At 62.0% G+C, this 12,280-nt stretch carries 12 protein-coding genes; 10 read left to right on the forward strand and 2 right to left on the reverse strand.

Going from position 1 to position 12,280, the window contains the following annotated elements:
• On the reverse strand, positions 1-1,844 hold a 1,844-nt coding region (locus tag AB4Y97_RS19260), incomplete at its 3' end, for a M10 family metallopeptidase C-terminal domain-containing protein (RefSeq protein ID WP_442000665.1).
• A 445-nt stretch (positions 1,845-2,289) separates the two neighbouring features.
• On the opposite strand from AB4Y97_RS19260, the gene AB4Y97_RS19265 reads away from it, so the two are divergent.
• From AB4Y97_RS19265 to AB4Y97_RS19305, 9 genes are all read left to right on the forward strand, one after another.
• Positions 2,290-4,824, forward strand: coding sequence for a TIGR02302 family protein (locus AB4Y97_RS19265; protein WP_442000666.1), 2,535 nt, complete (start codon positions 2,290-2,292; stop codon positions 4,822-4,824).
• 73 nt (positions 4,825-4,897) lie between these two features.
• The gene (locus AB4Y97_RS19270; RefSeq protein ID WP_442000667.1) at positions 4,898-5,089 is read left to right on the forward strand and encodes a twin transmembrane helix small protein; all 192 of its coding nucleotides are present in this window, start codon (positions 4,898-4,900) and stop codon (positions 5,087-5,089) included.
• Between the two features lie 99 nt (positions 5,090-5,188).
• Positions 5,189-5,791, forward strand: coding sequence for an acyloxyacyl hydrolase (locus AB4Y97_RS19275; protein WP_442000668.1), 603 nt, complete (start codon positions 5,189-5,191; stop codon positions 5,789-5,791).
• Between the two features lie 27 nt (positions 5,792-5,818).
• A complete protein-coding gene (locus tag AB4Y97_RS19280; protein ID WP_442000669.1) occupies positions 5,819-6,394 on the forward strand; it encodes a cob(I)yrinic acid a,c-diamide adenosyltransferase in 576 nt (191 codons plus the stop codon).
• Between the two features lie 9 nt (positions 6,395-6,403).
• Positions 6,404-7,111 carry a rhomboid family intramembrane serine protease gene (locus AB4Y97_RS19285; protein ID WP_442000670.1) on the forward strand — a complete coding sequence of 236 codons (708 nt, stop codon included), beginning with the start codon at positions 6,404-6,406 and terminating at the stop codon, positions 7,109-7,111.
• A gap of 104 nt (positions 7,112-7,215) precedes the next feature.
• On the forward strand, positions 7,216-7,965 hold the full coding sequence (locus AB4Y97_RS19290; protein WP_442000671.1) for an electron transfer flavoprotein subunit beta/FixA family protein: 750 nt from the start codon (positions 7,216-7,218) through the stop codon (positions 7,963-7,965).
• Positions 7,966-7,981: 16 nt separating this feature from the next.
• Positions 7,982-8,926, forward strand: coding sequence for an electron transfer flavoprotein subunit alpha/FixB family protein (locus tag AB4Y97_RS19295; protein ID WP_442000672.1), 945 nt, complete (start codon positions 7,982-7,984; stop codon positions 8,924-8,926).
• Between the two features lie 80 nt (positions 8,927-9,006).
• Positions 9,007-9,888 carry a 3-hydroxybutyryl-CoA dehydrogenase gene (locus AB4Y97_RS19300; protein WP_442000673.1) on the forward strand — a complete coding sequence of 294 codons (882 nt, stop codon included), beginning with the start codon at positions 9,007-9,009 and terminating at the stop codon, positions 9,886-9,888.
• A gap of 91 nt (positions 9,889-9,979) precedes the next feature.
• Positions 9,980-11,011 (forward strand): c-type cytochrome, encoded by a 1,032-nt coding sequence (locus AB4Y97_RS19305; RefSeq protein WP_442000674.1) that lies wholly within the window; start codon positions 9,980-9,982, stop codon positions 11,009-11,011.
• On the opposite strand, the gene AB4Y97_RS19310 is transcribed toward AB4Y97_RS19305, so the two are convergent.
• Positions 10,983-11,480 carry a DedA family protein gene (locus tag AB4Y97_RS19310; RefSeq protein WP_442000709.1) on the reverse strand — a complete coding sequence of 166 codons (498 nt, stop codon included), beginning with the start codon at positions 11,478-11,480 and terminating at the stop codon, positions 10,983-10,985. The two genes, AB4Y97_RS19305 and AB4Y97_RS19310, sit on opposite strands and share 29 nt — an antisense overlap.
• A gap of 226 nt (positions 11,481-11,706) precedes the next feature.
• On the opposite strand from AB4Y97_RS19310, the gene AB4Y97_RS19315 reads away from it, so the two are divergent.
• Positions 11,707-12,276, forward strand: a complete 570-nt coding sequence (locus AB4Y97_RS19315; protein ID WP_442000675.1) for an HNH endonuclease — start codon at positions 11,707-11,709, stop codon at positions 12,274-12,276.
• The last annotated feature ends 4 nt before the right edge of the window (positions 12,277-12,280 follow it).

A 12,280-nucleotide genomic window follows, 5' to 3' on the forward strand; every position in this document is an offset into this window, starting at 1 on the left:
CCCGGCTTGGCCTCGGAGCCCTTGCCGAGCTTCTTGAAGACGGCGTTGTCGAGCCAGATCGTATCATCCTTGACATTGAAGTCGGTGATCGTGTCGAGGTTGGTCTTCTTGTTCGGCTTGGTGTCGAACACGAAGATATCCTTGCCCGCACCGCCGGTCAGCACGTCGTTGCCGAGCTTGCCGTAGAGCTTGTCGTCGCCGCTGCCGCCCTTGAGCACGTTCTTGCCCGCAGTGCCCTTCAGCGCCTCGACCACATCGGTGATGGCGATGGTGAAGGTCTTCGCGAAGGTCGCACCGGCCTTGTCGGCCACCGTGATCTTGATCGCGTGCGACGCGGCGGTCTCGAAGTCGAGCTTGGTGCCGTCCTTCACCACCAGCTTGCCGGCCTTGATTTCGAAGCGGTCGTCGTTCAGCGTATAGGTGAAGGTCTCGTCGGCATTCGAATCCACGGCCGACAGCACACCGACCACTGTACCGTTCGCCGCATTCTCGGCAACCGACAGATTGCTCAGGCTCATCCCGGTCGGAGCCCGGTTGGCAGCCGCCGCCTCCACCGTGATGGTGGCCTTGCTGTCCGAGAGCGCGCCATCGGAAACCGAGATCGTGAATGTGGTGCTTTCAACCGACCCCGCGGCGGCGGTGGGGCGGTCGGTCGGATTGAACCGCAGCGCCTTCACCGCCTCCGTGACATCCGCCGCCGTCCCTTCCACGGTGTAGATGCCGGTCGCGGCATCGTAGTGGCCCACCCCGAGGTTCTCGAGCGCACCCTTGGCCTTATCGAAGGTGATCGTGACCGTGAGTGTGGTGCTGTCCACATCGGAGAACGAGACATCGGTGAACGGCGCCACCACGGCCGTATCGGCGACCGTCTTCGTGACCGCGGGAGCAGACACGACCGGAGCGTCGTTCAGGTCCTGGAGGTCGAGGGAGAACTCCTTCTCGACGACGTGCACGCCATCCGACACGCTCACCTTCACGGTGTGATGCGCCGCCGTCTCGAAGTCGAGCGTGACGCCGTCCTTCAGCTTGACGTCATAGGCCGTGCCGGCCTCGTTGAGCACCAGCTCGAACGGGCTCTCGTCCGCACCGACCAGGGTGTAGGTGAGAGCATCGCGGTCCGGATCACTCGCGCTGATCGTGCCGACCACCGTGCCGGCGTCAGCGCCTTCCGCCACCGTGACAGCGGTCCAGCTCACCTCCGGAGCCTCGTTCACGTCGGCGATGGCGATGGTGAAGTCCTGGGTGATGGGCGCATGCACGCCGTCCGAGAGCTGCACCCGGACTGTGTGTTCGGTTGCGGTCTCGTGGTCGAGCGTCACCCCGGCCTTGAGCACCAGCTCGTAGGCGTGCGTGGCCGGGTTCTGCCGGATCTCGAACAGGCTGTCCGCGACCGGGTTGCCGGCGGCATCGACGATGGCGTAGCTGAAATCGTTGACCGTGTCCTTGTCCACCGCGCCGAGCTTGCCGACAACCGTGCCGGCCGCCGCATCCTCGGCAATCGACAAACCCGCCAGCGTCACCGCCGTCGGCGCATTGTCGTTCACGTCGCCGACAGCAACTGAGACAAAGTCGATTGCCAGGATCGCCTTGGTAACAGGATCGAGAACGTTCACAATGAATCGAATTTCGGTCGTCGACTCATAATCGAACAGACTTCCGTTTTTCACGAGAAGCTTGTTGCCCTCGACGATCTCGAAGCGCCCGGCGCTATCCGTTCCATCTCGGATCTCGCAGATATAAGATCCCCCTCCACTGTAAGACAGAGTGCCGATTTCAGTGCCGTTTTCCGAATTTTCTGCAATCGTGCCCGACCCGTCTTTATATTCTAGGGTGACCGCCGCCATTAGATATCTCCAACTGATAAACGTTATATCGCTTTTTCAAGTCACTTACATGTATCGTTATCACGTTTATGAGGTCAACAGTCTACAGTCGTAAAGCACGGCTCAGCCCCCTTTTGATTACAAAAACCCCCTTCAGCTTCTTCAAAAGCAAAATACATTTTAGCTAATATCAAATATACATTTGTATGTTTCATTTAAATTTTATAATTATGAAGGTGAATATGACGCATATAAATATATAATAAAATAAATATACTCTTAGAATCTGATCATTCCAAAGTAAGTGAGGTGCGAGCGCAATATTTCCGTGGCAGCCCGGTCTCTTGCTGAAACCGCAATCTACTTGTTGCTATGTGCCTCTTTGACCGCTGGTCATTTCGGCGTGCCGTGCTAGCTTCTGTCAGGGGCTGAAAATGCGCAGCGTTGCGCGATGGGAGAAATCGGCATGAGCGAAGGCCCATGGCCTGCCCCCAATAGGCTGGACGCACGATTCCGGCGATTAATCGGCCGCGCAGGCAAGGTTTTGCTGCTGGAGCAGGCCTGGCCGCTCCTATGGCTGCCTCTCGCCATTGTTCTCGTCTTCCTCGCGCTCTCCTGGCTCGGCCTTTGGCTCGACATGTCGCCGTTCTGGCGTAGCGTCGGCGTGACACTTTTCGCAGCGGCCTTCCTGGTCTCGCTCTGGCCGCTCCTGCGCCTGCGCAGGCCGAGTCGGGCAAGCGCTCTCGACCGTCTCGACCGGGATACCGGCTTGAACCATGGGCCGGCCCGCGCCCTGGACGACACGCTCGCGCTAGGCTCGGGCGATGCCGGGTCACGCGCCCTCTGGTCGCTGCATCGCAAGCGCGCCGAGGAAGCGATCGGACGCATGCATGTCGCCCCGCCCGATCCCGACATGCCCAGGCACGACCGTTACGCGTTGCGGGCGGCGGCGCTGCTGGCGGTGGTGGCGAGCGCTTTCGTGGCCGGCCCGGAACTCGGCACGCGTCTGGCTGCGGCTTTCGACCGAAGCAATCCGGGAGCGGCCGCGCCGGCCTTTCGCATCGACGGATGGATCGACCCACCTTTGTACACGCGCGCTCCGCCGATCATGATCGATCTGGCCAAGGGACAGCAACTGCGCGCGCCGGTTCACTCGACGATCGTCATCCGCATTGCCGGCGAGGGCTCCGCCGACGTGTCACCGGGGCCTGGACTCACGCCCCTGCCGCCCAAGGGCGGCCAGCGGGCCGATCTGCGGGAGGAGCGCTTCACCCTGGAAAACAGCGCCGATCTCTCGGTCAGCACCGGCTTTGCGCACGGTGTCACCCTCTTTATCGAGGCCATTCCGGACCTCCCGCCGGAAATCGCCTTCACGGCCCCGCCCGAGGTCAATGCCCGTGGCATCTTTACCCTGACCTACAAGGGCAAGGACGATTACGGGATCACGTCGACGGAAGGCTTGGTGGAAAAAGGCAGGGGTCCCAAAGGGCGCAGCCTGGTGCCCGCCCCCCAACTCACGCTTGCCATTCCGAGCCACGAGGAAAATGCCCCGGATACGCGTTCCCCGGTCGATCTCACCAACCACCCCTGGGCCGGCGCACTGGTGAAGCTCACGCTTCGGGCCAAGGACGAGGCCGGCCAGGAGGGTTTAAGCGAAACCATCGACTTCACGCTGCCCCAGCGCCCCTTTACCAATCCGCTGGCCAAGGCGCTGGTGGAGCAACGACGCAACCTGGTGCTGGCTCCCGATGATCGCAAGCGGGTGCAGACGGCCCTCGATGCCTTGCTGATCGCTCCTGACAGCTTCACGCCGCAATGGGGCGTGTTCATGGGGCTGCGCCTCGGCGCGGAGCGCCTGCGCCGGGCCCGCAGCGACCAGGATCTGCTCGACGTGGCCGATTGGCTCTGGACCATGGCGCTTCAGATCGAGGACGGCAATCTCTCCGACGCCGAGCGAGATCTGCGTGCGGCTCAGGACCGCCTGAAGGATGCCATGGATCGCGGCGCCACCGACCAGGAAATCAAGCGCCTGACGGACGAGCTGCGCCAAGCCATGGACAGGTTCCTGCGTGAATTCGCCCAGCGCATGCAACAGAACCCGCAATCGCAGGATCAGAACCAGACCCCGCCGGACCGGATCATTTCTCAGGACGATCTCAACCGCATGCTGCGGCAGATGGAAGACGCCATGCGCCGGGGCGATATGGCGGAGGCGCAACGGCTTCTCGAGCAGCTGCGCAACATTCTCGAAAACCTTCAGATGGCTCGCCCCAACAGCCGCATGACCGATCCTCTCGGCCGGGAAATGAACCAGGCCATGCGGAATCTCGAAGACATGGCACGAGAACAGCAGAGGCTGCGCGACGAGACGTTCCGGGACGGGCAGAACAGGCGCATGCAGCAAGGCGACCGCAACCGGCAGGGTCAAAGGCAAGGCCAGCGCCAGCGTGGCCAGCAGGGACAGCAGGATCAGAAGGGACAGGACGGCCAGGGTCTCGACGAGCGGCAGCAGGCCCTGCGGGAGCAGCTTCAGGAGCTTCAGCGGCGCATGCAGGGCATGGGCATGGAGAACGAGCAAGGCCTCGGCGAGGCCGAGCAGGCCATGCGCGATGCGGAAGGCGCTCTTGGCGAAGGCCAGAACGGGGATGCCGTCGACGCCCAGGGCCGTGCGCTCGAAGGGTTACGTCGCGGCATGCAGGGCATGGCGCAGCAGATGCAACAGATGCAGCAGGGACAGGGCAACGACCAAGCCGGAGATCAACCGGGAGGACAGGCCGACCCTCTGGGCCAAGGGCAGGCGAACCAGCGCAACAACGACCCCCTCGGCCGCCCGACCCGAAGTCGCGATTTCTCGGACGGCAATGTCCGCGTGCCCGGCCTCGATGAATCGGCCGCCGCGCGGGCAGCGCGAATCTTGGAGGAATTGCGTCGAAAACTCGGCGATCCGAGTCGCCCGCAGGAAGAACTCGATTATTTCGACCGTCTGCTGCGGCGCAATTGAGGCCTATGATCAGGCCTTGTCTTGATAGCGGCTTCGGGCCAGGGTCCGCGTCGCACCCTCATATGGAATCACGATGACCGATCTTTCCAACATCATTGTATTTGCTGCCGTTTTGGCGGTGGCGTTCGTTCTTTTGCTCGGTCTTATCAATATGTTGCGCGGCGGCAGCGCCAACAGGTCGCAGCAGCTCATGCGGATGCGGGTTCTGCTGCAGTTCCTCGCGATTGTCGTGATCATGAGCATCATCTGGTGGAGAGCGGCCTAGCTTGCTCCATATTGACACTTTGTCGCCATCGTTCTTTATAAGACACTATTAGCCATGGCCGCTTCGGCCAGCTCTCCTATTTCGATGATGGGTCTCTTAATGCGAATCGGCACAGTTCTGGGCCTCAGCCTTCTGGTCGCATCCGTCGTAGGAGCATCGGGAGCCCTTGCCGCGGATTCGAAGCGGCAGTCCCCCATCGCATCGCCGTCGAACGCTCAGCCGAGCCTCCTGTCCGAGTTCCGGATCGGCTTTTCGGCGCAGGATCCCTGGGGACCTGAAGGAAAAGACGGTTCCGCCAATCTCACCGGCGAAATTCTCTTCGCCAAGCCGTTTACCGCATCCGATCTGTTCACCAGCTATTTCATCCCGCGCCCGCATATCGGCGGCAGCGCCAATTTCGACGGCCGTACGAGCTTCGCCTATGCCGGCCTGACCTGGACGTTCGACCTGACGCCGAATCTATTCGTCGAAGGCTCCCTCGGCGGCGCTATTCACAATGGCGACAAGAACGCTTTCAATGCGTCACCCCATCATCAGTCTCTCGGCTGCTCTCCGCTTTTCCGCGAATCAGGCTCGGTCGGCGTGCGCCTTTCGGCCAATTGGAGCGTGATGGCGACGATCGAGCATCTGTCTAATGCCGGTGCCTGCGCCGAAAATCGGGGCTTGACCAATGTCGGCGCGCGGGTCGGATATACGTTCTGATCATTTCCCCCTGCATCGGGGCTTGGCATGGTCGTCCTGAACCGCATCTACACCCGAACGGGTGACAAAGGCACGACCGCTCTCGCGGCCGGCGGGCGCCGCCCCAAATACGATCTCCGCGTCGAAGCTTATGGCACCGTGGACGAAACGAATGCCTGTATCGGCATGGCGCGCCTCCATACCGCCGGGCATGAGGTCGACCCCATGCTGGGGCGCATTCAGAACGATCTTTTCGATCTCGGTTCGGATCTCGCAACGGTCGAGACCGGCAAGCCCCTGCCCTATGAACCTTTGCGCATTACCCAAGGACAGGTGGAGCGGCTCGAGCAGGAAATCGACCAGCTCAACGATCACCTCTCCGCGCTGCGCTCCTTCGTCCTGCCCGGCGGAACAGCGGCGGCGGCGGCTCTGCATCTGGCCCGAACCGTCTGCCGGCGTGCCGAGCGCCGGGTCGTGGAACTGATGGACAAGCCGGATGAGACGGTATCGTCGGAGACCGTGAAGTATCTCAACCGGCTTTCCGACTTCCTCTTTGTGGCATCGCGTTACGTCAACGATAAAGGCGACATCGACGTTCTCTGGGTTCCCGGCCAGAATCGCTGAGAGCGGATCATGTTTCTCCCGCTGCATGACGGTGTCCCCCTGAAGAACATGAAGACGCCGCTGGCGACCCGAATCCTTCTTGCGGCCTGCTGCGCGATCTACCTCTTCACATTTCATGGCCCGCTCGGAGCGGATGCCATGGTGGCGGGCTTCGGCCTGATCCCCTCCGTGCTCTTCGGCACCGAGATCCTTCCCGAGGGCTATCCCTTCGTGCCGGTGCAGCTGACCCTGGTCACCAGCATCTTCCTCCACATGTCCCTGTTCCACTTGATCGGCAACATGCTGTTCCTGTGGGTATTCGGGGACAATGTGGAGGATGCCATGGGGCATTGGCGCTTTCTGGCGTTCTTCATGCTTTGCGGGGCCGCGGCCAGCCTGACGCACGCCTTCATCGAGCAGGACTCGCACCGCCCTCTGGTCGGAGCCTCCGGCGGGGTTTCGGGCGTCGTCGCGGCCTATCTCATCCTCTATCCGCGCGTGCGCATCTGGGGCCTTTTCCTGAAAGGCATTCCGCTGCGTCTTCCAGCCTATTGGGCCATCGGATTCTGGTTCGTCCTGCAATTTGTCTCGGCCTTCTTCGGTGGAGACGACGGCATTGGCTGGTTTGCCCACCTTGGCGGTTTCATAGCGGGCGCTATTCTCATCCCCATCATGCGGCATCGCTACGATCCCGTGCTTGCGCGCATCGAGGCGCGGGAAATGCAATCGCCGCGTTGACAATCAGATGCCGCCGGGTACGGTCCGGTCATCTTTTTCCCTGCCCGTCCGGAGAGCTGGCAAACGGCCGCACCCGGATCTGACCTTTCGATGAGGACAGACGAATGAAGCTTCTTGTGCCTGTGAAACGGGTGGTCGACTACAACGTGAAGATCCGGGTGAAGCCGGACGGCTCGGGGGTCGAGCTGGCCAACGTCAAGATGTCGATGAACCCCTTCGACGAGATCGCCGTCGAGGAGGCGATCCGTCTGAAGGAGCAGGGCAAGGCGACCGAGGTCGTGGCTGTCTCGATCGGCCCTGCCCAGGCCGCCGAGACCATCCGCACCGCGCTGGCCATGGGCGCCGATCGCGGCATCCTGGTCAAGACCGATGCAACCGTCGAGCCGCTCGCCGTCGCCAAGATCCTGGCGAAGGTGATCGCGCAAGAAAGCCCTCAGCTGGTGATCATGGGCAAGCAGGCGATCGACGACGATGCCAACCAGACCGGCCAGATGCTGGCCGCACTCCTGGGTTGGCCGCAGGGCACCTTCGCCTTCAAGGTCAATTTGGACGAGAACAGCATCGACGTGACCCGCGAGGTCGATGGTGGCCTGCAGACGGTCGGCCTCAATCTGCCGGCCATCGTGACCACGGACCTGCGCCTCAACGAGCCGCGCTATGCCTCGCTGCCCAACATCATGAAGGCCAAGAAGAAGCCGCTCGACGAAACCTCGCCGGAAGCGCTCGGAATCGACGTGGCCCCGCGCCTGAAGGTGCTCAAGACCGCCGAGCCCGGCGGCCGCAAGGCCGGCGTGAAGGTCGGGTCGGTGGCCGAGCTGGTGAACAAGCTTAAAGTCGAAGCCGGCGTGCTCTGAGCGGGAGACAGGAACCATGACCACATTGCTGATCGCCGAGCACGACAACGCTCATCTCAAGGATGCTACGCACAAGGCGCTTTCCGCAGCCACGGCGCTCGGCGCGCCCGTCCATGTGCTGGTGGCGGGATCGAACGCCAGGGCCGCTGCCGAGGCGGCCGCCAAGCTCGCGGGCGTCGAGAAAGTGCTGCTGGCAGATAGCCCGGCTTACGAGCATCAGCTCGCCGAGCCGCTCGCCGCGCTGATCGTATCATTGGCCGGCTCTTATGATGCGCTCGTCGCACCTGCGACGACGACGGGCAAGAACGTGATGCCGCGGGTGGCGGCGCTGCTCGACGTGATGCAGGTCTCCGACATCACCAAGGTGGTCTCGCCCGACACCTTCGAGCGGCCGATCTATGCCGGCAACGCGATCCAGACGGTGCAGGCGACCGACGGCAAGAAGGTCATCACCGTGCGCACGGCTGCCTTCCCAGCGACAGGCGAGGGTGGCTCCGCTTCCATCGAGGCGGTCAGCCCAGCTGACGACCCGGGTGTGTCGCGCTTCAAGGGCGAGGAGATCGCGCAAAGCGACCGGCCGGAACTCACCTCGGCCAAGATCATCATCTCGGGCGGACGTTCGCTCGGCTCGGCGGAAAACTTCACCAAGTATATCGAGCCGATCGCCGACAAGCTCGGCGCGGCCATGGGCGCCTCGCGCGCCGCGGTCGATGCTGGCTATGCCCCGAACGACTGGCAGGTTGGCCAGACCGGCAAGGTGGTGGCGCCCGATCTCTACATCGCGGTGGGAATTTCAGGGGCTATTCAGCATCTCGCCGGTATGAAGGATTCCAAGGTGATCGTGGCGATCAACAAGGATGAGGAAGCTCCCATCTTCCAGGTCGCCGATTACGGCCTCGTCGGTGACCTCTTCCAGATCCTCCCCCAACTCCAGGAGGAGTTGACCAAGGCCGGTCATTGAGTCCAGGAATGAGGATAAACCGGGCGGGCTTCCTGCCCGGGTCATTTTGAGGGCATGGAAATGTCCGGGGCAGCAGGAAGATGAGTATCGAAATCAAAACCGTTGGCGTTATCGGCGCAGGTCAGATGGGCAGTGGCATCGCCCATGTGTGCTCGCTTGCAGGTTTCGACGTCCGTCTTCACGATCTCTCCGAGGAGCGGATCAATGCCGGCCTCGCCACGATCAACGGCAACATGGCGCGCCAAGTCTCGAAGGAAGCCATTTCCGACGCCGATCGCCAGGCGGCGCTTGCCCGCATCGCTCCGGCCCTCACCTATGACGACCTGTCCGCCTGCGACATCGTCATCGAAGCGGCGACAGAGAACGAGGAGGTGAAGCGCAAGATCTTCACCAATCTGTGCCCTTCCCTTCGCTCGGATGCGATGATCGCGACCAATACCTCGTCGATCTCCATTACGCGCCTTGCCGCCGCCACCGACCGGCCGGAGCGCTTCATCGGCATCCACTTCATGAACCCGGTTCCCGTGATGCAGCTCGTCGAGCTGATCCGTGGAATCGCGACCGAAGATCCGACTTACGAATCCGCCAAGGAATTCATCGGCAAGCTCGGCAAGACCGTAACCGTCTCCGAGGATTTCCCCGCCTTCATCGTCAACCGTATCCTTCTGCCGATGATCAACGAGGCGATCTACACCCTCTACGAGGGCGTCGGCTCCGTCGATGCCATCGACACCGCCATGCGGCTCGGCGCGAACCACCCGATGGGCCCACTCCAGCTAGCGGACTTCATCGGCCTCGATACCTGCCTCTCGGTCATGCAGGTGCTGCACGAAGGTCTGGCGGATTCGAAGTACCGCCCCTGCCCGCTTCTCGTGAAATACGTGGAAGCCGGATGGCTCGGCCGGAAGGCCAAGCGCGGTTTCTACGATTATCGCGGCGAGAAGCCTGTCCCGACGCGCTAAACCCTTATCCGCCTCCCTATCGTTACACTGTTCGTCTGGCGTCGGCCCCTGCCCGCTGGCAGGATACGCACGGCGACAAACGGGCAGCATCATGCAGGGCAGGACGCGACGTTCATTGAAAGCAGTGATTTTCGCTGCGGGCGTCTTTCTCTTCGGTCATGCCACCATGGCCCAGGCCCCGCAGCCGGGCCCTGACCCATTCTGGAACGTTCCGGATATCGGCTCGCTACCCGATGACGATCAGGGCCGCCTCGTGCGGCGCGGCCGAGACCTGATCACAGCGACCTATGCCCATCTCGGCCCTGAAGTCCCCGACCCGTCCAAGCGATATGCCGGCAACAACCTCGCCTGCCGCAATTGCCATCTGGACGCGGGCACGAAGAAATTCGGCAATCCGCTCTGGGGATTGATGGACCAGTTTCCGCAATACGATTCCGAGGCCGGCCACGGGATCTCCATCGAGCAGCGGCTCAATGCCTGCATGACCCGCAGCATGAACGGCCGGCCCCTGCCCCTCGACGCACCAGAGATGCGGGCCATGGTGGCCTATATCGAATTCCTGTCGGCGGGCGTGAAGAAAGGCGAGCAGCTGACCGGCTTTGGAGCAGGCCGGATGGCGGAGCCCGACCGCCCGGCCAATCCGCGGCGTGGCGCGAACATCTACAAAGAAACCTGCGCCATGTGCCACAGCCCGGATGGCCGGGGCCTCCGCCGCAGCCTGCCGACCACGGATCTCGGCTATATGGTGCCGCCTCTGTGGGGACCGGACAGCTTCAATGACGGGGCCGGCATGAACCGTCTCGAGACCCTGGCGAACTTCGTCCATTCCAACATGCCGAACGGCACGAGCTACACGGCCCCGCGCCTATCCCCGGAAGATGCCTGGGACGTCGCGGCCTTCGTCGTCTCGCAGCCGCGGCCGCGCAAGGCGGGTCTGGACAAGGATTATCCGGACCTGCTGCTAAAGCCCGCCGATACACCCTATGGCCCCTATGTGGATGGGTTCAGCCGGGAACAGCACATCTACGGGCCCTTCGCTCCCATTCGTGCGGAGATCGCCCGCCTGAAGGCTGCAAGGTCCGCAGGATCGGAGCCTAAACCATTCGGCGGAACAGATCCGTGAAGAAATACGGTCCGAAGCTCCAGAGTCCCGCCCAAAGCGCCGCCCCGATGGCATTCGCCACGACGAAATGATGCCATGGCATGCCCACCGACCCTGCAATGAGGCCGTTGAGCTGTCGCAGCACGACGATGAAGCGCGCAGTCAGAACCATGAAGAACCCTCTCTTCTGCGCCAATGCCTCAAGATGGAAAAGGCGCTCGGGGGTAAGCTTCACCAGATATCCGAACCGCCTCAAGACAGGGCGCCCGCCGAACCGGCCGATGAGATAGCCCGTGCTGTCGCCAAACACGGCGCCCAGCCAGGACGCCAGGAAAACATGGCCGATGGCGAGATCGCCGCGAGCCGCCAACAGGGAGGCGATGATCAGCGCGCTCTCACCGGGCAGAGGCACACCGAAGGATTCGAAATAGAGGATGACGAAAAGAGCAAGGACACCGTAGGCCACGATGGCAGGCTCGATCCAGGACAGGCCTTGTTGCAGCATGCTCATCGGTCTACCGGCTCAGATCATTGGTCCCGATGACGAATTCCTGAAGCATATCAAGGCTTTTCCCATCAGCAACCCCCCCATGTTTTTCATCACGGATTTTCTGTGGGTGCGTCACATACGCCCCGCACGTGATGCTTCACAACAGCGTCACAGTTTCATAGTCTCATGCAACGGGATGCGGATCTTCTCTCTTTGAGGAGGTGAGGTGACGATACACGTCCAGCCTGTTGTGCGACCGGAGGCCTGCCCGGCCCTCGTCCTCAATGCCGATTATCGGCCTTTGAGTTATTATCCCTTGTCCATCTGGTGTTGGCAGGATGCGATCAAGGCGGTTTTCCTCGACCGGGTGAACATCGTCTCCGAATACGACAAAGTCGTCCGAAGTCCGAGTTTCGAAATTCGCCTGCCTTCGGTCATCTCGCTCAAGACCTACGTCAAGCCTACACGCCATCCGGCCTTTACCCGCTTCAACGTCTTTCTCCGCGACCGCTTCACCTGCCAATATTGCGGCGCTCATGAGGATCTCACCTTCGATCACGTCACTCCCCGCTCGAAGGGCGGCCAGACGACCTGGGAAAACGTGGTCGCCGCCTGCGCTCCCTGTAATCTGAGAAAGGGGGACCGGATGCCCAAGGATGTGGAGATGTGGCCGCGACAGAGCCCCTTCGCCCCGACCCTCAACGACCTTCATTCCAACGGTCGCCTTTTCCCGCCGAACTATCTCCACGACAGCTGGCTCGATTATCTCTACTGGGACAGCGAACTCGAACCTTGAGAGC

Origin of the sequence: Microvirga sp. 2TAF3 (assembly GCF_052114965.1) — a bacterium.
Lineage (GTDB): Bacteria > Pseudomonadota > Alphaproteobacteria > Rhizobiales > Beijerinckiaceae > Microvirga.